This is a genomic window from Chryseobacterium sp. C2(2020), assembly GCF_014218915.1.
In the GTDB taxonomy this organism is placed as follows: Bacteria; Bacteroidota; Bacteroidia; order Flavobacteriales; family Weeksellaceae; genus Chryseobacterium; species Chryseobacterium mucoviscidosis.
In genome coordinates this window covers 1-23,212 of record NZ_JACLCT010000053.1, presented here as the reverse complement: position 1 = coordinate 23,212, position 23,212 = coordinate 1, and the positions used below count along the sequence as shown (strand labels likewise).

Genomic DNA, 23,212 nt, shown 5'->3' with positions numbered 1-23,212 from the left:
AAATCTTGTAATAAGCTCTTATTTTTCATCCTAAATAAATAGGCTGTCGTAAAATGAAAGGTTTTTCAGTGACCTCATTTACGTTCGGAGCTTTTTATTTAAGTTTTATTACTCAGATTAGAATTTCCATCCAAGTGTAATAAAGAAATTATTTCTGACGTTTTTAACATCCGACACCGCAAAGGCATCACTCGAAATTAAACGGCTTGGCGAATAATATCCTGCTTCGTAATTACTGTCTACATTACCGTACAAGAACGGATTGGTGTATTTTGAGGTAATGTTCTGATAAGCAGCATCAATGTAGAATGATTTGAAATCATATCCCAAACCTACAGATAAAGCATTTCTATCATTTAGAATAAGATTGCTATAAGATTGATTTTCATCCACTCCTCCACTGTTGGAATATCTGTTCACCGTTAAAGCATCAAACGGACTTGAAGCGTAAGAATACCCTCCTCTCAGTCTGAATTGCTTAACTCTGTACTCTGCACCGATCTTTACTTCAGATAAATTTTTGTAATTTTCTTTAAAGAAGTCGTTCAGCTCAGTTTCAGCGTCTCCGTACACTTTGTATTTAGGCTTTGTTAAACCTAATGTATAATCTACGTTCAAAGCAAAACTTTTACTCGCAATAAACGCAGCACTTACTGTCGCTTTTAAAGGAGTCGTTAGTTTTCTGTTTTCAATAGCAGTATCATCTCCGTAAATAGGATCATTGTAAAAATTGTAGCTTCTGTCGATATCCCAGAAAGTTGGTGTTTCTAAAGCGGCTCCCAATCTGAAATTCGGGCTTAGTTTTCCAATTACCCCTAATGAAGCTGAAAAACCGTTTCCTTTTTCATAGAACGGAGTATTCTGTTTGCTGAAATACTCAGAACTTCCGTCAGCCAGAGAATTAAACATTGCTGTATCCGACTGATCTATTGAAGAATTAAAGAAATTTAATCCTGCTCCTAAATACAAATTATTATTATAGTTAGCTCCTACTCCAATGCTTGTTTTAGATAAATATCCGTATCTGTCATAAGCATGTCTGCCAAATGAAGAACTTTTTCCATCAGGAAAATCATATACTAAATTACTGTTTCCCGGAGTTTCAATATAATTCTCAATTGATTGGTTAGAATAGTTCACCCCGATATTGATGAATTTCCATGCACTTTCACTTAACAACTGAAACGTCATTACAGCTCCTAAGTTTCCAAGATCACCTTTATTGATGCTGTATCCGTAAGAAGAACCTGCATAAGTAGAAGTATTCTTATTATTTGTAATAGATAATGTTCCGGAAATTTCCCCCGAAATTGCCACCCCTAACCCCGCAGGATTGGTAAGCAGCGAATTCGCATCACCTCCTAAAGCACCATTGGAACCTCCCATCGCATTAAACTTAGCGGAACCTATATTTGGAGCATTAGAATAAACATCCACCGTATTTCTAATCACAGAAACATCTTGAGCCTGCGCAAAAAATGCAGCAGAAATGCTCATTATTGCTAAAGATTTTTTTAACATTATTTTTTGAATAGTTATTACTTTTTAAAATTATCTGCCACCACGGAAACCGCCTCCGCCGCCACCGCCGGATCTGAATCCGCCGCCGCCGCTTCCTCCGCTAAAGCCACCGCCTCCTGATCTGAAGCCGCCACCGCTATTGGAATTATTAAAGCCTCCGTTATTTCTGAAGCCTCCGTCATTATATCTTGGCTGAGATTGTTGTGGGTAATTGTAGCTTTGTCTAGGCTGGCTCTGATTTGGATTTCTAAAGCCTCCCTGAGGTCTTGTTCCGCTCTGGTTTGGATTTCTGAAACCTCCATTCGTATTTCCTTGTCTGAAACCTCCTGCGTTACCAGAATTTCTGAATCCTCCATTATTTGAACCTGAATCTCTGAATCCGCCCACGCTGCTGTTGCTTCTTCTGAATCCCCCGGAATTTACGCCATACTTGCTTGCAAATCCGCCGTTATAAGTATTGAAACCTCTTCCGTTAGAGCCACTTCTTCTGTACATTGGTGCGTAATATCCGCCACCCCAATATCCGCCGTAGCCCCAATAAGGATTACCATAGTATCCGCCCCAACCCCAATATGGATTGTAGCCCCAGTATGGAGAATATCCCCATCCCATATTCCAGCCGGAGCCCCATCCCCATGAGCCTCCCCATCCCCAGGAAAGTCCAAGATTCCAGCCGCCGTAGCCGCCCCAACCCCAATAAGGATTGTAGCCGCCATACCATCCTCCCCAACCCCAAGGAGAACCCCATCCCCATGAATTGTCGTAATAGTTGGTCTGGCTTCCTGCGTAGCTTCCCCAGTCTGAATCTGTAGCTGTAGTATTCCAGTTATAGTTATTCCAATCGCTGTATCTTCCTTCTTTAGCATTGGCCTCAGCATTCTGAATCACGTTGGAATCATCCTGATAATAGTTGTAATCTTCTCCGACTCTGTTTCCTCTGTCGTTGATGATTACGCCTTCAGGTAGCGTATCTTTATTCGGGTCGTAATAAACGCCATCTGTCTCGCTGTAGCCACCCATCTGAGCGCCGCAAGACACAAGTAATAATCCGCCTGATATTGCCAGAATCCCTTTGGATTTTAACATTCCGAGCAAATTTTTATGTATATTTCTTTTCATGATAACGTAAAAAATTTTAAATTAAATTATATTTGCAATCTGTACTAAAAATGTACCAAAAAACGGTTACAAAAATCTATCAAAAATAGATTTTTATTTTTAGATAACAATAACATAAAAAAGTTAAAAAAATTTTAAAAAATAATGGCAAAATTAACCTCAAGAAGCGAAGATTACAGCAAATGGTATAATGAGTTGGTGGTAAAAGCCGACTTAGCTGAAAACTCAGGAGTACGAGGATGCATGGTGATTAAACCATACGGCTATGCGATCTGGGAAAAAATGCGTGACGAAATGGACAAAAAATTCAAAGAGACAGGTCACGTTAATGCTTATTTCCCGCTTTTTGTGCCCAAAAGCTTATTTGAGGCTGAAGAAAAAAATGCAGAAGGTTTTGCTAAAGAATGTGCAGTTGTAACCCATTACAGATTGAAAACAGATCCGGACAATCCTTCAAAACTTATTGTAGATCCGGATGCTAAACTGGAAGAAGAACTTATCGTACGTCCTACTTCTGAAGCAATTATCTGGAATACTTATAAAAACTGGATTCAGTCTTACAGAGATCTACCTATATTAATTAACCAATGGGCGAATGTTGTCCGTTGGGAAATGAGAACACGTCTTTTCCTGAGAACGGCAGAATTTTTATGGCAGGAAGGGCATACTGCTCATGCTACAAAAGATGAAGCCATTGAAGAAGCTGAAAAAATGAATAAAGTATATGCAGATTTTGCAGAGAACTTTATGGCAATTCCTGTAATTCAGGGGTTGAAAACGCCTTCCGAAAGATTTGCAGGAGCAGACGAAACCTATTGTATTGAAGCATTGATGCAGGACGGAAAAGCTTTACAGGCAGGAACATCTCACTTTTTAGGACAGAATTTTGCGAAAGCTTTTGACGTAAAATTCACGAATAAAGAAGGTAAAATCGAACACGCATGGGCAACATCATGGGGAACTTCAACGCGTTTGATGGGCGCTTTGATTATGACGCACTCCGATGATTTCGGATTGGTACTTCCTCCTACTCTGGCTCCGATTCAGGTGGTGATTGTTCCGATCTTTAAAGGCGAAGAGCAGTTGGCGCAAATCAGCGAAGTGGCTTTAGATATTCAGGCAAAACTTAAAGCTAAAGGAATTTCGGTGAAATTTGATAATGATACACAGAACAAACCGGGCTGGAAATTCGCTGAATATGAACTGAAAGGTGTTCCTGTAAGAATTGCAATGGGACCAAGAGATCTTGAAAACAGATCTGTGGAAATTGCCAGAAGAGATAACTTAACAAAAGAAGTCCGTTCTATTGATGGTTTAGATTCTTATATTGAAGAATTACTGAAAACCATTCAGCAGGATATTTACAATAAAGCATTTGAATTCAGAAAAAATAACATCACGAAAGTGGATACGTATGAAGAATTCAAGAAGGTTTTAGAAGAAAAAGGAGGATTCATTTATGCACATTGGGACGGAACTGCCGAAGAAGAAGAGCAGATTAAGGACGAAACTAAGGCAACGATAAGATGTATTCCTCTGGATGATGATATTGAAGAAGGAATTTCGTTAATTTCCGGTAAACCATCAAAAAGAAGAGTTTTATTTGCAAAAGCTTATTAGAACTTAACATAAAATTATTAAATCTGCAAAAATTCCTGAAATTTTTGCAGATTTTTTTTAAAATCAACATTTGGACTATTTTTTGTTTAAATTTATCTTAACATTAATCTTTAAAATAAATTTATTATGTCTTTAAATGTTATTGATTTAATTAAAGGACAATTAGGTCCTGCTTTAGTGTCTCAGGCTGCATCACAGTTTGGGGAAAGCGAGTCCGCTATTTCAAAAGCAATCGGAGGTTTATTACCTGCTGTTGTGGGAGGTTTAGCAAACAATTCAGACAATCCTGCCGTTTTAGATGCAATTTCAGGAGCTGCTTCCAATGGAATTTTGGACAATCTGATGGGAGGTTCTTCCAACAATTCTATTATTTCCAGTCTTTTATCACTAATATTTGGTGATAAGTTAAGCGGAATTGTAAACGGAATTGCAACCTACGCAGGAATCAGCAACAATTCGTCAAGCTCATTACTAAATCTGGTGACTGGTGCAACCATCGGTTCTGTAGGAAAATATGCTGCCGACAATAATCTTGACAGAAGTGGAATCTCAAGTTTACTTAGTGATCAGAAAGGTATTATTTCAACACTTTTACCAGCAGGACTTTCTCTGGCATCTTTAAATATGGGAGATTGGGACTGGGCTAAAGGATACAAATTCGACAATGATAAGGATACTATTAAAAATCCGGTTTCCGAAGAGCCGAAAATTGAGGTAACAAGAAGTACAGCGCCTAACGGAACTTTTCCGGAAAGAAATAATAATGACGAAGGCGGATCTATCTGGAAATGGCTGCTTCCATTATTGCTTTTAATAGCAGCAGCTTATTTCATCTGGAAACAATGCGAGAAAAAAGAAACGACTACAACGACTACTATGACAGACTCGGGTAAAGTAGTTACAGACACCGTAAATGCTAAAACATCCGATACAGCTTCAATGAAGTCTGAAAGTGCTAAAGTTGATGAGAATATCGACTTAAACGGTGTTGCTTTAAAAGGATATAAAGGAGGAATGGAAGACAATATGATTGCATTCTTAAAATCCGGAGGTTATAAAAATGCTAAAGATGATGCTGATTTAAAGAAAACATGGTATAATTTTGATCATGTAAACTTTAAATTGGGAAGCGCTACAGAACTTGAAGCAGGATCTGAAGGACAGCTTCAGAATTTAGTGGCTATTTTAAAAGCGTATCCTGAAGCTAAAATAAAAATTGGCGGTTATACAGATAAAACCGGAGACGAAGCTAAAAACCTTAAGCTTTCTGCAGACAGAGCCAACTATATTAAGACATGGCTGGAAAAACAGGGAGTCGGACCACAGGTTACGGGAGCAGACGGATATGGAAGCGAGTTTGCAACAGTACCTGCATCTGCATCTAATGAAGAAAGAGCGGTTGACAGAAAAATGTCTGTACGATTTACAAAATAATATTTAAAACATAAATCAGAATCCCGGAAATTTTTCGGGATTTTTTGTTTTCTAATATTCTCCGTTTTCATTTATTTAATTATATTTGTTAGTCATTTCTAACATTTATGAATCTGAAATTAAAAGCCGCGTGGCGAAAAGATAAAACATCTCATTCACTATCCGAAGTATATTCTTCGGTAAAAGTTCCTAAAAATGCAAGTTTCTGGAGAAAATATCTTGCGTTTGCAGGTCCCGGATTAATGGTTGCCGTAGGATATATGGATCCCGGAAACTGGGCTACAGACATTGCAGGAGGTGCACAATTTGGCTACACTCTGCTTTCTGTCATTTTAATTTCAAATATTTTTGCAATGGTTTTGCAGCATCTGTCTGTGAAATTAGGAGTGGTTGCGGAAAGAGATTTGGCACAGGCTTGCAGAGATCATTTTAGTCCGGCAACCAATTTTATTCTTTGGATATTCTGTGAAATTGCCATTGCGGCGTGCGATCTTGCAGAAGTTATCGGTTCTGCCATTGCACTGAACTTACTTTTTCATATTCCTCTTACCTGGGGAATTGTCATTACGACTATTGATGTTCTTTTCATTCTTCTCCTTCAGTCGAAAGGTTTCCGATGGATCGAAAGTATTGTCGGCGGACTGATTTTTATTATTCTCGCCTGTTTTGTGTATGAATTGGTTATTTCTAAACCCGCTATTAATGAACTTTTAGGTGGTCTGATTCCTCAAAAGGAAATCATTCAGAATCCCGCCATGCTTTACATTGCGATCGGGATTTTGGGAGCTACCGTGATGCCTCATAATCTGTACTTGCACAGCAGCATTGTGCAGACACGGGATTACGAGCGTACACGAGAAGGTAAAAAAGAGGCTATCAAATTTGCAACTTTAGACAGTACGGTTTCTTTAATGCTTGCATTTTTTATTAATGCTGCAATTCTTATTCTGGCAGCGGCAACTTTCCATATTACAGGAAATAAAGGTGTTGCTGATATCCATGATGCGTATAAGATGCTGACTCCAATTTTAGGAGCTTCAATGGCAAGTATTGCTTTTGCGATTGCCTTGCTTGCTTCCGGACAAAATTCTACGCTTACCGGAACGCTTGCCGGACAGATTGTAATGGAAGGTTTTCTTAACATCAGATTAAAACCATGGTTGAGAAGACTGATCACGAGACTAATTGCTGTAATTCCCGCTCTTATTGTGGCTATTCTTTATGGCGAAGAAGGAACTACGGATTTATTGGTTTTAAGTCAGGTTATCCTTTCGATGCAGTTGAGTTTTGCAGTGGTTCCGCTTGTTATGTTTACGAGTGATAAAGGTAAAATGGGCGAATTCGTCAACAAACCTTTCCTGAAAATCTGTGTCTGGATTATTTCATTTATTATTATCATTTTGAATCTTTATCTTCTGTATCAGACTTTTTTCGGGAAATAGTTCTGTACCAAAATTATTTTCTTTTTATATTAAGTAACCGTAATTTTTTTGTACATACTTCATTAATGATCGTACTTATTTTTTGACGCAAAGTCCTCAAAATTTTTTAAAGAACTCATGTATATTTTTAAGTTCACAAAGCCGTTCTACTTAGCAAAGAACTCAAAGCTTTTCAATGATGACAAATTTTGGACAATTATTAATTTTTTTCAAATCTGATGTTTGTAATGATGTTAAATTTTTCAAATAACAGATTTAGATTTCCCAATAATTAAAACACGACTTCAACTTTAGCCCCGATTGGAGCTTTGTCTGAGCTCATTTTCTGTATTTTGGCTGCGGCAACGAAGCTGCCGCAGCCAAAATACAGAAAATAGCGAGTGCGGAAAGCGGGAAAAAGCTTCCTAGAAAAAAACAACTTTGTTTTAAGTAATATCTAGAGCCATCATGTAAAAAAAATTTTACAAAATTTTGCCGAATCTAAAAAGAAGGGAATTTTCTTGCACTCCGTATTAAATTGCAAAAAAACTCAAAATCTGACGAAATGTCACGCTTTTTTCTTTGGCAGAATGTTTGTGAATAAAAAGGAAAATAAAGATTGAATTATGGTAAATCAGGATATTAACGAAGAAAGCATCAATAATCAAGAAGATACGAATATTCAGAACGAAGCGGCAACTGAGGAAAATGTGACAGCAAAACCTACGGCAGAGGAACTTTTGGCAGAAGAAAAGGATCGTTACATCAGGCTGTACGCAGAATTCGAAAATTATAAAAAAAGAACGAGCAAAGAGAAAATGGAGTTTTTCCAGTATGCAAATCAGGATATGATGATTTCTATGCTTGGCGTATTGGATGATTTTGAAAGAGCAATTAAAGAAATTGCGAAGAACGGAAATCCTGCTGATCTGCAAGGTGTTGAATTAATTTACAACAAATTCAAAAATAAACTGACAGAAAAAGGACTGAAATCAATGGAAGTAAAAGCGGGAGACAGCTTTAATGTGGATTTCCACGAAGCGATCACTCAGATTCCTGCTCCGTCGGAAGATTTGAAAGGAAAAATCGTGGATGTTATTGAAACAGGATATACTTTAGGAGAAAAAGTGATCCGTTTTGCAAAAGTAGTTACAGGAAATTAACATAAGCAATAAGTGATGAGTAATAAGCAATTTTTGATATTACTCATTATTCATTACTAATTACTCATATAAAGATGTCAAAAAGAGATTATTACGAGGTTCTTGAGATCAGCAAATCTGCATCAGCCGACGAAATAAAGAAAGCATACCGTAAAATGGCCATAAAATATCACCCTGATAAAAATCCGGGCGATAAAGAAGCCGAAGAAAAATTTAAAGAAGCAGCAGAAGCATACGAAGTTCTGAGCGACGAACAGAAACGTGCACGATACGACCAGTTCGGACACGCAGGAATGGGCGGAAACGGAGGCTTCGGAGGAGGCGGTTTCGATGGCGGAATGAACATGGAAGATATTTTCAGCCAGTTTGGAGATATTTTCGGTGGCGGTTTCGGAGGATTCGGCGGTGGCGGCGGCGGTCGTCAACAGGTAAAAGGTTCTAATTTAAGAATCAGAATTAAGCTGAATCTTGATGAAATGGTGAACGGAACGCAGAAAACCATTAAAGTAAAGAAAATGAAGATGGCAGAAGGTGCCACTTCAAAAACCTGCCCTACCTGTAACGGTTCCGGTGTGCAGCTTAAGGTGATGAATACGATGTTCGGACAGATGCAGACCCAGACAACCTGCGGAACGTGTCAGGGAATCGGAAAAGTGGCAGATAAAATTCCTGCGGGAGCCAATGCTCAGGGATTGATTAAAGATGAAGAGGAAGTAACAATCAATATTCCAGCCGGTGCAAGAGACGGTATTCAGTTAAATGTAAGAGGAAAAGGTAATGATGCTCCTTTTGGAGGTATTCCGGGAGATTTACTGGTGATTATCGAAGAGGAAATTGATAAAGTCATTAAAAGAGAAGGAGATAATCTTCATCAGGAATTGTATATTTCATTTGCTGAAGCGGCTTTGGGAACGAAAAAAGAGGTTCCTACCGTTGGCGGAAAAGTGAAAATTACGGTGGATGCAGGAACGCAATCCGGAAAAATTCTGAGATTAGCAGGGAAAGGTCTTCCAAGTATCGACAGCTACGGAAAAGGTGATATGTTTATCCACATCAATGTATGGACTCCGCAAAAACTTACGAAAGATCAAAAAGATTTCTTTGAAAAGCAGATGAACAGCGGAGAAATGGTAGCAGAACCATCCGGTAAAGAAAAAACTTTCTTTGATAAAGTAAAAGATCTTTTTAATTAACTATATTTATAGAGGCTTTTTTAAAGTCTCTTTTTTGAATTTTAAACTACTTTAAATTAAAAAACCTGTACATATTGTACTTATTGTAAAAATTTCTCATGAACTACAAGCTTCAACTCCATACACCAGAATCTACGGCGAATCTTATTTTCAATACAATTACTTTTGATGCATTCAAAATTAATATTGTTGAGAGATATTTCGGACCTGCTAAAAAATCATGCGAGGTTTTATTTAAAGTAAGAACGCTGGATGACAAACTCGTAGAAAGAAGAGACGGAAATATGAGGGTAAAGATCAAAAACGACGATCTGGAGACTTACAGACAACTTCTTTCCGTATTAAAATCCTATGAGTATAAAAATCATCTGATCAACAGAAAAAATGCAGATCAGGATTATGTACATTTTATCCTGCGACTGGTGATCATGAATTATGATCTGAACTAGGTAATTAAATTATCTTCGAAATAAAAAATTCGCGGCTTCGTAGAAGCCGCGAATTTTTACTATTATTGATCAATTTTCTATGCGCGTTTTACTAAAGAAAACAAAGCTTTTCCAATGGTGAAAACAGCCACGGCAAGCAATCCTCCTCCAAGTCCCAGAATCAATTCTTTAATAACCGTAAGCATTTTATCTGAAGACCATGACGGTAGAATATGATGGAAATATTCTATTCGGTGAGCAAAAATTCCGCCTGCAACCATAATCAGGGCAATCGTTCCGATCACTCCTAAAGCTTTAATAACTATTGGTAAAGCTTTTACAAGAAGATGTCCTAATTTCCCGATAACCCCTTTATCATTACTCTTTCTGATCAGTTTAAAGCCTGCATCATCCATTCTTACAATTAAAGCTACAATTCCGTAAACACCTACTGTTGCAATAAAAGCCACCAATGAGGTTACCAGAATCTGAGTAATAAAGGGATGGCTTTCTTCCAGCACTGTTCCCAAAGCAATAATTACAATTTCAATAGACAGAATAAAATCTGTAGTAATTGCAGACTTAATCTTTGCCTTTTCCGTTTCTTCAGAATTGGTATTCTTCTCCTCCACTTCTTCTACGACTTCATGCCCTTTTTTATCCCTGTGAAACAGAAACTCTATAATCTTTTCCACGCCTTCAAAAGCAAGATATAAACCTCCTAAAATTAAAACATAATTAATCGCAGGTGGATACAGCCAGTTCAGTACGAAAACAATCGGAAGAATGATGAGCTTATTAATGAATGATCCTTTTGTGATTGCCCAAAGTACAGGAAGTTCTCTGGACGAAAGAAAACCAGTCGCTTTTTCAGCGTTTACAGCAAGATCGTCGCCTAAGATTCCAGCTGTTTTCTGAGTTGCTATTTTACTTGTAACCGCCACATCATCCATTAATGCAGCAATATCATCCAAGATCGCAAAAAAACCAGATGCCATAAAATTTTAATATTTTTTTAATGTTTGTTAAAGGGCAAAAATAATTATTTAATTCGGTTTTTCACATGACTGACCGAGCTTTATTTAAACTTATTTATCGCTTAGTTAATCAAGATTAATTATTTTAAAATCTGTATATCAAATTGTATTCCTCATAATTTGTATATTCGTGATAATCATCAAAAAAAAACCATGAAACTTACAAGGCGAATTCTAATTCAGCCTTTAAAATCAAAATATTACAATGATATATTATACCTTCGATGTAAAAAACAACAGCAATGAAATTGTTTCAAAAATAAAAATTGAAATAGAAAAGCTGATAGAAGTCTATGATGACGAAATGGTAATCTATCATAAGTATGGCAAAAAATTACCTCATGATGCTCCAAGACATATTGAATATCAAAGTATCAACCGTTTACGGAAATTACTTTCGGAAGCAAAAACAGATATTGATTTTGCAGAAAAAAATCAATATGTACAATCTTTTTCAATTAAAGTAATGATTCCTAAAGATTTTCATTCAATTTTTTGTAAAATATGCCGTAAAGAATATTCTCCCGAAGAAGTTATTTACGAAACATGGTCTTGGGGAGAAAGTTTATTTGCTTCGGGAGGAAAAACTTTATTGTGTGAAAACAACCATTTTCTTTTCGGATATATGGAATGGAACTCATAACAAAAAATAAAAATTTCTGCCATTATTAATTTTTAAATTTTAATTTTCTGTACATTTATTCTATGAAAAAGCTGATTCTTCGTTATCATTTCTTTGTTTTAGGGTTAATTGGCTTTATTCTGACTTCATGCAATACGAGAAAATTTAAAGTCTGGGTGGGAACGAATAACGAACAGAAAATTTACAATCTGAAATATGGCGAACATAAAAGGCAGAAAGCAGACATTTTTCTTCCTTCAGATTATCCTGAAAATTCTCCGGTTGTTTTATTAATTCATGGCGGAGCATGGACTTTGGGCAAAAAAGAACACATGATCCAGATTCAGAAAATGCTTTTTAAAAATAATATTCCGAGTATTAATATGAATTACCGGCTGGTTTCTAAATCAAAAAAAATCACGTACCGGGAACAGCTTGAAGACATCAACTCGGTGATTGCCAAATTCAACGAACTGGCGCAGAAAGCAGAGCTTCAACCCAACAATTATATCCTTTTGGGAGAAAGTGCGGGAGGTCATCTTGCTTTGCTGTATGGCTATCAAAATCCTGATAAAATTAAAAAAATCATCTCCTTAAGCGGACCGACAGATTTTTATTCTCCGGAATATCTCAATTCATTTTACTCCAAATATTCTTCACCAACCATCCAAAAAGTGGTGGGAACGAAATTTCTGCGAAAAAATTTATCGGAAGAATTTAAAAAAGCCAGTCCGATTGCCCATATTTCGAATGTTCCGACCCTTCATTTTCAGGGAAACCAGGATTTCTTAGTCAGCCCGAAACAAGGTATTGCTTTAGATTCTGCTTTAACGGCTCAAAATGTCCCTCATAAGTTTATTTTTATGGAAAATACAGGTCATGTGCCTAGATTTTTTAGCAGAAAGAAAAGAGACAGCATTATTTATCCCAATATCTTAGAATGGATTAAAGATTAGTTTCTGAAATCAGAATTTGGATTATGAGGTTGGCTTTTCACGCTTCTCTATTTGCCAAGAAGGATCAATTTTAAATATATCGCAAAAAATAACCCGCTCAAACGAACGGGTTAGATCTATTTTAAAAGTACTTTTTTATTTTTCGTCTTCATCAAAATTATGATTTTCATACTTGGAAAAATCCTGTTTATTTCCGAATAAAAATTTGATAATAACCGGTACTGTTGTTATCAGAACAATCACAATGATAATCAGTTCCAATTTTTTCTTAAGATCAATTCCGAACTGATCGATGAATAATTTATCCAGATAATGTCCTGCAAAAATCAATAAAAACGACCAGAGAACCGCCCCGATAATATTATCTCTTAAGAACGCCTTTTTATCCATCTTTACGATTCCTGCAACAATCGGAGTAAATGTTCTTACCACCGGTAAAAATCTTGCCATGATAATTGCCAAAGCTCCGTTTTTCTCAAAAAAATCGTGCGCCTGATAAAGGTATTTCTTTTTAAACAACCATGTATCCTGCTTTTTATACAGAGCAGAACCTGTTTTTCTTCCGAAATAATAGCCTACTTCATTTCCAACAATTGCCGCTAAAGCTACAGAAGCCGCTAAAATAAATGTATCGAAAAAATCGCTCCCTGTGGAGCCGAAAGTCTCTCTGATGATATCAATTGAATAAATCCCCGAAACGAAAAGCAATGAATCGCCCGGTAAAAAAAATCCTACAAAAAGACCAGTTTCGGCGAAAATGATAAACAGAATGAGCCAAAATCCTCCAAGCTTGATATAAAACTCAGGGTTTAATAAATCTTTCCAGCTATTGAAATCTTCCATACATTTTGATAAGTAGCAAAAATAGGATTAATAAACGTCAATCGGAAATTTATTATAAGATTTTAACGAAATTTAAACATCGTGTTACAATTCCATATCATCGTCTGAAACCGCCGTTCCATCCGCCATCAGGAAAGCTTTCAGGAACGGAGTGATGTTTCCGTTCATCACAGAATCTACATCCGAAGTTTCGTATCCGGAACGCACATCTTTTACCAGTTTATAGGGGTGCATAACGTAGTTTCGGATCTGGCTTCCCCACTCGATCTTCATTTTATTGGCTTCGATCTCGTTACGGGCTTTCATACGCTCTTCCAATTCCATTTCGTATAATCGCGAACGAAGCAACTGCATTGCCTTTTCTTTGTTCTGAAGCTGGGAACGCGATTCTGAGTTTTCAATGATGATTCCTGTAGGTGCGTGACGAAGACGAACCGCCGTTTCTACCTTATTTACGTTCTGACCTCCTGCTCCGGAAGATCTCATCGTTTCGAATGAAATATCGGCAGGATTGATGTTGATTTCAATCGTATCATCCACCAAAGGATACACATACACCGAAACGAAACTCGTATGACGCTTCGCATTGGAATCGAAAGGCGAAATTCTTACAAGACGGTGAACCCCGTTTTCTCCTCTTAAATATCCGAATGCAAATTCTCCTTCAATTTCAAGCGTTACGGTCTTTACTCCGGCAACATCCCCTTCCTGAAAGTTCAGTTCACGGATCTTATAGCCCTGTTTTTCCGACCACATAGTGTACATTCTCATCAACATCGAAGCCCAGTCGCAGCTTTCTGTTCCTCCTGCTCCTGCAGTGATCTGTAAAACCGCAGAAAGTTCGTCCCCTTCATTGGAAAGCATATTTTTGAACTCAAGGTCTTCGATTTTTTCAACCAGTTGAGGAAAAGTTTCGTCCAGTTCTTTCTCAGAATCCGGATCTTCTTTGGCAAATTCTGCCAAAACCTGTAAATCTTCAAACTGGGTATTGATTTCGTCATACGCTTCCACCCACTTCTTTTTGGAACGAAGCTGTTTCAGAAATCCTTCGGCTTCTTTTGGATTGTCCCAAAACTCAGGAGCTGCTGTTTTTTCATCATCATTAGAAATTTCTATCTTCTTTTTATCGATCTGAAGATATTTATGTAAATCATCAATTCTTGACTGAATTTCTTTTATCTGGTCGCTGTTAATCACGATTGTTTATTTTTTGCAAAAATACGGATAAAATTATGAGTGCAAATTTTTGTCCCGCAGATTTCACGAATTAGTACAGATTCTTGTTGAAATATACTTTCAGTTTATATATTTGTATTCTTAGTTAATTTCAAATTTAAACACATAGGTCTACTAAGATTTAAAATCTTTTAGTTATGTAAAAAGGTACTTTGTTAATACGCAAACTATTTTTAATGGTTTGAGCTTTTTTGAGAAAGTAATTGTTTATGCTATTCATACGGATGAGAAATATTGTTTGTATTTTTATATTCTTCATAATTGATAATTTAGAAGGAGAAGCCCATGAGGTATTACTGGAAAATAATGATCCCTATTTTATCCCGAGACAAGCATTGAGAAATTCTTTAGATTAAAAGTTTAAACAATTTCACATTAAACATTCTTGGGATGTTGAACAAACTAAGTTTTTTCAAAAATGATTATTAAATTGCGTTTCGCTAAAGAAATAAATATGCCCACCAAAAAAGACCTTCGGGAAAACCTTTCCCTTCCGACATTTGAAAACAGCAGTGAAACAGAATTATTTCAGAATAATGTGCTTCGTCCTGTTTTAAAATTACAAAATGATATTTTCATCCAGATATTCAAAGATTATGCGGTGAGAAAAATATCTGACTTCACTTCTCTGAAAAATGAGCAGAAAATAAATTTCACCGAACAAAGCCTGCAAAAAGATATTGCCCTGAAAAACACCTTCATCGGAATAACAATCGGAATGCTCACTCCGGAAGAAATAACGGTTTATCTTTCGGACAGCAAATCTTTTAATAAAAGGATCATCACCATGCTTTCAGAAAGAATCAAAAGTCAGATTGATGTTGTATAAAAAGGAAAAGTCTTTTCCTGATCTTAAGAAAAATTTTAATACAATACTTTGAAATATAGAAAATTATTCTAACAGATTTCGTAAATTTAGTACTACAAACACCAAAATATCAATTCATGAAAAAATCAACCTTTTTATGTTTACTTCTCGTAATTCTCTCTTTCTGTAGTACTGCCAAAGCGCAGAAAATAACGGACGGACAAACCATTGACCTCAATGGAATGAGCGTAACCTTTAATATTCTGAATAAAGAAACAATACAAAACGGAGGAAAATCTTTTGATCGCTATAAAGTTGCCGCATCTGTAAAAAACACTTCGGATAAATCCTATAACATCAGGCTTTCTTCCTATCCTCAGATTGTAAACAATACTGCAATCGTAGAGCTCAACTGCATTAATGCAACCGGAGCCAAGCTTACATCAAAAAAAATTGAACTGAAGATGAAAGCCCAGATCATTAATGTAACCTACTCTGCTTATGACAAATCCGGAAAATTTGTGAACAGTATTCTTCCTGTAATTGGAAGTTATTACTTTGATTCCGGAGATACCATAAACGATGATGCCATTTTCATCGTACCCCAAGGCGAAAAACCAGACGTTACTGTAAGAAGTCTTCGATAAAATATCCTAAAGAAGTGGTCTCAAAAGTGAAAACAATTTGACTTTTATCATTTCGGGAGCAGCAAAGAATTTCTAAAATCAATTATTTAAGATTTTGAAACCTTCAGTGTATGTTCAGAATGGCACTTTTGAGTCCGCTTTTTTATGCAACATCCTTTTAATTAATTTTCAGGACTATTATATACCTCTTCAAATGTCAATTAAACATTATTCCACATCGGATCATGTTTTAAAACCTCATCATACATGGGACAGCTTTCTGCGTGGGAACCTTTGAGATAACCGATGCTCATCAGGAATTCATTCACGATTTCTCCGCCTGTAAATTTAAAGGTCTTTTTAAAAAGTTTCATCCATTCCGGTAATGTTTTGGGATGATGATGTTCCAGCCATTTTTCAAAAGAACCGAATTCTTTCTGCAGTTCTACAATGGTTTTTGCATTTTCTATGGTAGCATTTACCTTCAGCTTATTTCTGATGATTCCAGGATCGTTCAGCAGTCTTTCCCGGTCAGATTCACCGTAAGAAGCCACTTTTTGAATATCAAAATCATCATACGCTTTTCTGAATCCTTCTTCTTTCTTCAGAATGGTTTCCCAACTCAGTCCTGCCTGATTGATTTCCATCACCAGTCTCCCGAACAGCTCATTATCATCATGAATCGGAAAACCGTAATGCTTATCATGATATTTTTTGTGCAGTTCTCTCCTGCTTTCTGGCTGCATTCCTTCAATTGCTGCGCAATAACTCATTGTTATTATTTTTTATGGATAGTTAGGTGCAAATATAAGCGTCGATAATGACAACTGTATGGCAGGAGCGGTAAAAATTTATTTTCGAACACAAATCTTAATCTTCCATACTGCGATAAAAATGTTCCACAGTGCAACAAAAATTTTTAACGGTATAATAAAAATGCTTAATACTGCAGTAAAATTACTCAACACTGATTTAAAGATGGTATAAAAAGTAAAATTTATACTAAACAATACACCGTTTCATGTAAATACTAAATTAAAAATAATACACAGTATTAATAATCTTCCAAACAGTTCATTAAAAACATAAAAACCTCTAAAGATGAGGGATTAAAGTGTATATTTATTTTAGATTAAATAAGAAAAAAACATAAGATATAAATTTTGGTCAAAGAAAACTTCAAATCTTCTTTACACACCAAAGCAAATAATTGATTTACAACCACATAAATATAAACTGATAGATAATTTTACACTTCAAGGTTGTAATCTTTGATTTTAGCATTGAAAGATTTCGCAACGACATTGATACTTCTCTCCTCAAAATAATTGAAAAATATTGTTGTAATGATTTATAATGGTATACTTTAGTGTTAAATACGATGTAAAATATAACTTTTCAACATCCTTGAACCAATGAACCGATTTGGAAGTGTTCTGATTGTATTATTTTTTATGTCAGGATATTATCTAAACAATATATTTTTCTTTATACTTCGATTACTTTCCTTATTAATAAAACAAATATGCACTTTTTGCTCATCAGCAGCAAAAGCTGGAAAAACCTCATCGATACGAAAAGTATCTGGTTATCGGATATTCCGTCAACATTGATTATCAGCAATCCTTAATGATTTGAATAGTGAATTTGCTGTACAAGCAATGGTTAATTCTTAAACTCACAATGAAATAAATTGACAGCAAAGCGAATTGAAAACGAAGTTAATTGACCTGTAAAAAACTTGACTCGCGAAGCGAAATTCACAATTCACTTTTTAATCCTGATTAAAAAAAATTATTTACCTTTGTCTCGTGATTACAAACAACGGAACATATTATTACGGAATTTTTAACTCAGATCTGGGATAAGGATTTCATATAGATAAAACAAAACCTCGTCCTTGGGCGGGGTTTTTTATTTTAAAATTTAAACGATGAAAATAAGTATTATTGGTGTAGGATTAATCGGTGGCTCAATGGCTTTAAAATTAAAACAAAAGGGAATTGCCGATTTCATCTACGGTATTGATAACAGCAATGACCATCTTAATGAAGCATTAGAACTCAAAATAATTGATGCAAAAGTAGATCTGGAATACGGAATTAAAAACTCTGATCTGGTGATTCTTGCCATTCCTGTAGATGCCGCGAGAAAATTACTTCCGAATATTTTAGACCTGATTTCGGAAAATCAGACAGTGATGGATGCAGGATCTACCAAAGCAGGAATTGTAAATGCGGTAAAAAACCATCCGAAAAGAGCCAGATTTGTGGCTTTCCATCCGATGTGGGGAACGGAAAACAACGGTCCGAAATCGGCAGTTTCAGAAAGTTTCTCCGGAAAAGCAGGTGTTATCTGCGATAAAGAAGAATCTGCGAAAGATGCTTTAGAATTGGTTGAAAAAATTGTCGAAAGTCTTGATATGCATCTGATTTACATGAATGCGGAAGATCATGATGTTCACACCGCTTATATTTCGCATATTTCTCACATTACTTCTTACGCTTTGGCCAATACGGTTTTAGAAAAGGAGAAAGAAGAAGAAACTATTTTTCAACTGGCAAGTTCCGGTTTTTCCAGCACTGTTCGTCTGGCAAAGTCTCATCCAGAAATGTGGGTTCCTATTTTCAGACAAAATAAAGAAAATGTTCTGGATGTTCTTAATGAGCATATTGCCCAGCTAAGAAAGTTTAAAGCCGCCCTAGAAAAAGAGAATTTCGAATATCTGGAAGAGCTAATTTCGAATGCGAATAAAATCAGGGGAATTTTGGAGAAATAAAAATAGGGTTAAAGATTTTAAATATGTCTTTAACCCTGATATTTTAAATTACTTTTAAAACTTCATCACATCTTTTACCACTCCGTTATTCTGCGTATGCTGCAAGAGTTCGTTTTCGATGAAAGATTTTATTTTTTCTTCTGAGCCGTCGTTCGGGAAGAGAAGATGAACGTTGGCTCCTGCATCTAATGTGAAGAACAGCGGCAAACCGGTTTCTTTTCTGAAATCCCAGATTTTGTTGATGACTTCCAAAGTGCCTGTTTTCATTAAAATAAATGCAGGATCACTCATCATCATCATGGCATGAAGTGTTAATGCTTCGTGTTCTACCAGTTTAATAAAACGCTGCAAATCTCCGTTGGCTAACATTTCCTTCATCGGACCAAAGTTTTCCCTTGCTTCCTGAAATCTTCTGTCTGCGTAAGAATTGGTATTCATCAAACCATGACCAACAGTGGAAGAAACGCTTTTCTGACCTTCATGAATGAGTAAAACCCAGTCGTTAAAATCTTTAAAAATTTCATGGATTTCTTCGTTCGGGTATTGTACTGCAAAAAGATCTGAACTTCCTTTTACCTGAGATTCGCCCCACACAACCAATCCGTTGTAAAGACTTCGGCACGCGCTTCCGCTTCCTAATCTTGCTAAAAAAGAGGCTTTTCTCAACGATTCTTCATCCGAAGTTTTTCCCGAGAATGTTTCATCCAGATTCATTAAACATTTAGCTATCGCTCCGAAACCGGAAGCAGAACTTGCAATTCCTGAGCTGTGAGGAAAAGTATTTTCGGTTCTGATGATGTATTTCCCCTGTAAAATCCATGGAAGATACTGTTCGATATTTCTGAAATATTTTTCAATTTTTTCGGCAAACTTCACTTCTTCATTTCCGGCAAGATAAGTCTGCACAGAAAAAGGTTCATTGGCAGAAAACTCCATCGAAGTATTGGTTCTGCAATGATTTAATGTAAAACTGATACTTGGATTGGCGGGAATCTGATTGTCGTATTTCCCCCAATATTTAATTAAGGCAATATTGGAAGGACAGCTTTCCGAAACCGTCTGATTGTTTATTGTAAAATCTTTTTTTCCTAAAAATTCCTGTGTTGTCATAATTTCAATTTTTACAAGTTGAGATCTGGCTTAATGTACAGTTATTACAGCTCCATCTTCAACTTAGCCTTAAAAATTTAATACATCTTCTCAATAAGATCTGCATATTTTTTAAGCACTACATTTCTTTTTACCTTCAATGTCGGAGTAATTTCTCCTGTATTGATATCAAATTCCGAAGGCATCAAAGTGAATTTTTTCACTTTTTCGTAATCGGATAAATGGCTTTGCAGTTCTTTAATTTTATCTTTGTAAAAATCGTGTATCTTTTCGTTTTTTACAATTTCCTCCCAATGGGTGAAAGGAATATTATTTTTTTTGAGATATTCTTTTAAAAATTCAAAGTTCGGAACAACCAACGCGGAAACAAACTGTCTTCCTTCCGCAATCAGAACAATCTGCTGAATGAAATTGTTGTTGGTTAAAATATTTTCAATCTGCTGCGGCGCGATATATTTTCCGTTGGAAGTCTTCATGAGATCTTTCAATCGGTCTGTAATGGTAAGATTTCCTTTGCTGTCGATGGTTCCTGCATCTCCGGTTTTAAACCAGCCGTCTTCCGTGAAAACTTTCTGCGTTTCTTCAGGCTTTTTGTAATATCCCTTCATGATTCCGTTTCCTTTTGCCTGAATTTCATCGTTCTCCCCGATTCGGATTTCCACGCCCGGAAGAGGTTTTCCGCAGCTTCCGTGTTCAAAATTCGTCAAAGGAAAAGCGGTTAAAGTTGCCGTAGTTTCGGTTAAACCATAGCCAACCGTCACATGAATTCCAACCGATTCAAAAAACTTCGTCACTTCCGGAGATAGTGAAGCTCCGCCACAAGGCAGAAACCATAATCTTCCGCCCATTTTTTCTTTAATTTTACTAAAAACTAAAGATTCGGCAATATTTTCTTTTATTTTTAATCCAAACGGAACCGGCTGTTCTCTTCTTCTTAATTCTGCGGTCTGCGAACCGGTTTCCAATGCCCAGTTAAATATTTTTTTCTTCAGCGATGAACCTTCTTCTGCTTTTTCCAACACTCCGGCGTACACTTTCTGGAAAAATCTCGGCACCGCGCACATCATGGTCGGTTTTACCTCTTCCAAAGCATTGGCAATGTTTTTCGGATCTTCGAGGAAATACACTCTTGCGCCTCCGTAAAGACATAATAAACTCCAGCTTCTTTCGAAAACGTGGGTTAAAGGTAAAAATGCCAGAGAAAGCTCTTCTTCAAAGTTTTTAAATTTAAAAAATTCAAAATGCGCATCAAAGGCTTTTATGAAATTTCCGTGCGTAAGTATGACTCCTTTCGGTGTTCCTGTAGTTCCGGAAGTGTAGATAAGCGTGGCAATATCTTCATATTCTTTCTTGCAGAATTCTAATTTGGGAGAACTTTTGGCGATAAAATCCTCCAGATAAAAACTGCTGAATTCTTTTTTGATCCAGACTGCTTTTTTAGAAATGATAATGGTTTGCAGACCTGTACTTTCTTTCTTCAAAATTTCCAGACACGCATCGTACTGAGCCTGATCTCCCACTAAAATTGCCTTCGCTTCCGAATCGTTGATGATGTATTCTGCCTGTTCTGCATTATTGGTGGAATAGATTGGAACCGTGATGGCTCCGATTGCTAATACTGCGAGATCAAAAATCATCCATTCGGAAGAATTATCCGAATAAATGGCTACTTTATCATTTTCCTGAATTCCTGCATTTTTAAGCGCATTGGCTGTTTTATGCACAATTTCGCCAAATTTTTTCCAGCTCAGTTCTTTCCAGCCTGCATCTTTCTTTTTAAATCCGATAGCAGATTTTATGGGATGCTTTTCTGTATTTTTTAAGATAATTGCCTCTGCAAGATTCATTGCTTTATCTTTTTATCGTTGATATAATTATTTAAATGAAAATCAATACTTTCCGAAAGAGGAATAAACTGATAATTCAATCTGCTTTTTATTTTTTCGTTGGAAACGGTGTTCATTTCTGAAATTGATTTCACATTGGATCTTGTCGCCATTCTTAAAGCGGGAATAAACCAGCCGAATAATGTATTTGCCAAAACTCCGATATTGAGCTGAAAGTCTGAAAGAATTTTAGCTTCTTTTAAATTTAATTTAGATCTGATCTGTTTTCCTAATTCTGCGTACCTTCTGTTTTCTGCAATTACAATAAAACGTTCTCCAAAAATGTTTTTTTCCATTAATTCTATGGAAATTTCTGCAACATCTCTTACATCTACATAACTAGATCCGCCAGAAAATGTAAAGCTGTTTTTTTCGAAGGTAGGAAAAACATCTCCGCTGCTGTTTCCCCAGTTTCCGCTTCCGATGATGATTCCGGGATTTACAATAACAACGTTTAAACCTTCTGCTGAAGCTCTCCACACTTCCATTTCGGAAAGGTGTTTGGAAAGTGCATATGCAGAATGATCCAGTTTAGGATTGAAATCGGAATCCTCGTCCAGTTCTCCTTTTTCGTTGAAATTATCAAGGACAGCAATTGAGCTTACGTGAAGAAATTTCTTCACACCGGAGCCTTCGCAGGCGTACAGGAGATTTTCTGTACCTTTTATATTGGTACGGTACATTTCTTTTTCATCATGAGGATGAAAGCTTACTTTGGCAGCGCAGTGATATACTTCGTCCACGTCTTTCAAAGCTTCCTGAAGAGAATATATATCATTAAAATCTACATCAACCCATTCAATTCTATTGAAGAAATCATCGGGATTTTCCGTATAAAATGTATAGGAATGCCTTACTTCGTTTAAATTGCTCGTCGGTCTTTTTGCTGCACGAACGTTTTTTCCCTTTTTCAGAAGTTCCAAAACGATTACTCTGCCTAAAATTCCGGTTGCTCCCGTTACAAAAACCATCAATTTTTTTTACTTGATTGCTTACTAAATTATGATAATATTCTACGTTATGCAAATTTGCGATTTTTAAGGGAGATTTCTGTTTTTTAAATGGATAAAAACAGCAAAAGTTTTGTGTCTCTGTTTTGAGCAATAGATAAGATGGTCATTAAATCAACCTGAGTTCGGGATAAGTCTTCTTAAACGCAAGGTAAAACAAAGAGATTCAATTATCAGGAATTCATTTTTTAAGATATACAAAGGCGTAAAACTTATTAAAGTAATACCATTTTTGTGTTTTTTAAATAAACGAAGTGCCTTTGTTTAGATTACACACTTTCAATAAGTAAAAAATCTTTTGTTTTTATTTGCGGCAATTTAATATAACGTGAACTCGACGCTAAAATATTGAATTATATTTAGTTTTCCTTGCCATCTATGCATTTATCCAGTTCGGGAA

General features: G+C 36.2%; 20 protein-coding genes. 11 read left to right on the top strand and 9 right to left on the bottom strand.

What is annotated here, in order from left to right:
• Positions 1–117: 117 nt before the first annotated feature.
• On the bottom strand, positions 118–1,521 hold the full coding sequence (locus H6W52_RS19645) for an OmpP1/FadL family transporter (RefSeq protein ID WP_185144450.1): 1,404 nt from the start codon (positions 1,519–1,521) through the stop codon (positions 118–120).
• 30 nt (positions 1,522–1,551) lie between these two features.
• Positions 1,552–2,640 carry a prolyl-tRNA synthetase gene (locus tag H6W52_RS19640; RefSeq protein ID WP_185216905.1) on the bottom strand — a complete coding sequence of 363 codons (1,089 nt, stop codon included), beginning with the start codon at positions 2,638–2,640 and terminating at the stop codon, positions 1,552–1,554.
• Between the two features lie 144 nt (positions 2,641–2,784).
• Here H6W52_RS19640 and proS point away from each other — a divergent pair, with 144 nt between their 5' ends.
• From proS to H6W52_RS19610, 6 genes are all read left to right on the top strand, one after another.
• On the top strand, positions 2,785–4,260 hold the full coding sequence (gene proS / locus H6W52_RS19635) for a proline--tRNA ligase (RefSeq protein WP_087709552.1): 1,476 nt from the start codon (positions 2,785–2,787) through the stop codon (positions 4,258–4,260).
• 126 nt (positions 4,261–4,386) lie between these two features.
• Positions 4,387–5,694, top strand: coding sequence for an OmpA family protein (locus H6W52_RS19630; protein ID WP_116099922.1), 1,308 nt, complete (start codon positions 4,387–4,389; stop codon positions 5,692–5,694).
• A gap of 107 nt (positions 5,695–5,801) precedes the next feature.
• On the top strand, positions 5,802–7,136 hold the full coding sequence (locus H6W52_RS19625) for an Nramp family divalent metal transporter (RefSeq protein ID WP_116099921.1): 1,335 nt from the start codon (positions 5,802–5,804) through the stop codon (positions 7,134–7,136).
• Positions 7,137–7,741: 605 nt separating this feature from the next.
• A complete protein-coding gene (locus H6W52_RS19620) occupies positions 7,742–8,278 on the top strand; it encodes a nucleotide exchange factor GrpE (RefSeq protein WP_116099920.1) in 537 nt (178 codons plus the stop codon).
• Between the two features lie 74 nt (positions 8,279–8,352).
• The gene (gene dnaJ / locus H6W52_RS19615) at positions 8,353–9,471 is read left to right on the top strand and encodes a molecular chaperone DnaJ (RefSeq protein WP_116099919.1); all 1,119 of its coding nucleotides are present in this window, start codon (positions 8,353–8,355) and stop codon (positions 9,469–9,471) included.
• A gap of 98 nt (positions 9,472–9,569) precedes the next feature.
• On the top strand, positions 9,570–9,920 hold the full coding sequence (locus H6W52_RS19610) for a prevent-host-death protein (RefSeq protein WP_087709544.1): 351 nt from the start codon (positions 9,570–9,572) through the stop codon (positions 9,918–9,920).
• A gap of 77 nt (positions 9,921–9,997) precedes the next feature.
• On the opposite strand, the gene H6W52_RS19605 is transcribed toward H6W52_RS19610, so the two are convergent.
• Complete coding sequence (locus tag H6W52_RS19605) at positions 9,998–10,897, bottom strand: DUF808 domain-containing protein (RefSeq protein WP_116099918.1); 900 nt, start codon at positions 10,895–10,897, stop codon at positions 9,998–10,000.
• 244 nt (positions 10,898–11,141) lie between these two features.
• Between H6W52_RS19605 and H6W52_RS19600 the strand changes: the two genes are divergently transcribed.
• Both H6W52_RS19600 and H6W52_RS19595 read left to right on the top strand, forming a co-directional pair.
• Complete coding sequence (locus H6W52_RS19600; protein WP_116099917.1) at positions 11,142–11,579, top strand: hypothetical protein; 438 nt, start codon at positions 11,142–11,144, stop codon at positions 11,577–11,579.
• A 62-nt stretch (positions 11,580–11,641) separates the two neighbouring features.
• Positions 11,642–12,514, top strand: a complete 873-nt coding sequence (locus H6W52_RS19595) for an alpha/beta hydrolase (protein ID WP_116099916.1) — start codon at positions 11,642–11,644, stop codon at positions 12,512–12,514.
• A 135-nt stretch (positions 12,515–12,649) separates the two neighbouring features.
• Here the strand turns inward: H6W52_RS19595 and H6W52_RS19590 are convergent, their stop codons facing one another.
• Positions 12,650–13,357, bottom strand: a complete 708-nt coding sequence (locus tag H6W52_RS19590) for a DedA family protein (RefSeq protein WP_116099915.1) — start codon at positions 13,355–13,357, stop codon at positions 12,650–12,652.
• Between the two features lie 84 nt (positions 13,358–13,441).
• The gene (gene prfB, locus H6W52_RS19585) at positions 13,442–14,554 is read right to left on the bottom strand and encodes a peptide chain release factor 2 (protein ID WP_087709536.1); all 1,113 of its coding nucleotides are present in this window, start codon (positions 14,552–14,554) and stop codon (positions 13,442–13,444) included.
• A gap of 457 nt (positions 14,555–15,011) precedes the next feature.
• Between prfB and H6W52_RS19580 the strand changes: the two genes are divergently transcribed.
• Positions 15,012–15,422 carry a glyoxalase gene (locus tag H6W52_RS19580; protein ID WP_116099914.1) on the top strand — a complete coding sequence of 137 codons (411 nt, stop codon included), beginning with the start codon at positions 15,012–15,014 and terminating at the stop codon, positions 15,420–15,422.
• A gap of 116 nt (positions 15,423–15,538) precedes the next feature.
• A complete protein-coding gene (locus H6W52_RS19575; protein ID WP_116099913.1) occupies positions 15,539–16,048 on the top strand; it encodes a hypothetical protein in 510 nt (169 codons plus the stop codon).
• A 200-nt stretch (positions 16,049–16,248) separates the two neighbouring features.
• Here H6W52_RS19575 and H6W52_RS19570 read toward each other — a convergent pair whose 3' ends face one another.
• A complete protein-coding gene (locus tag H6W52_RS19570; protein ID WP_116099912.1) occupies positions 16,249–16,800 on the bottom strand; it encodes a DNA-3-methyladenine glycosylase I in 552 nt (183 codons plus the stop codon).
• 1,160 nt (positions 16,801–17,960) lie between these two features.
• Here H6W52_RS19570 and H6W52_RS19565 point away from each other — a divergent pair.
• A complete protein-coding gene (locus H6W52_RS19565; RefSeq protein ID WP_116099911.1) occupies positions 17,961–18,806 on the top strand; it encodes a prephenate dehydrogenase in 846 nt (281 codons plus the stop codon).
• A gap of 54 nt (positions 18,807–18,860) precedes the next feature.
• Here H6W52_RS19565 and H6W52_RS19560 read toward each other — a convergent pair whose 3' ends face one another.
• The 3 genes from H6W52_RS19560 to H6W52_RS19550 all read right to left on the bottom strand — a co-directional run bounded on the left by H6W52_RS19560 (position 18,861) and on the right by H6W52_RS19550 (position 22,773).
• Positions 18,861–19,916, bottom strand: a complete 1,056-nt coding sequence (locus H6W52_RS19560) for a diphosphomevalonate/mevalonate 3,5-bisphosphate decarboxylase family protein (RefSeq protein ID WP_116099910.1) — start codon at positions 19,914–19,916, stop codon at positions 18,861–18,863.
• 77 nt (positions 19,917–19,993) lie between these two features.
• A complete protein-coding gene (locus H6W52_RS19555) occupies positions 19,994–21,763 on the bottom strand; it encodes an AMP-dependent synthetase/ligase (protein ID WP_116099909.1) in 1,770 nt (589 codons plus the stop codon).
• A complete protein-coding gene (locus H6W52_RS19550) occupies positions 21,760–22,773 on the bottom strand; it encodes an NAD-dependent epimerase/dehydratase family protein (RefSeq protein WP_116099908.1) in 1,014 nt (337 codons plus the stop codon). Before H6W52_RS19550 ends, H6W52_RS19555 begins: the two co-directional genes overlap by 4 nt.
• Between the last annotated feature and the right edge of the window lie 439 nt (positions 22,774–23,212).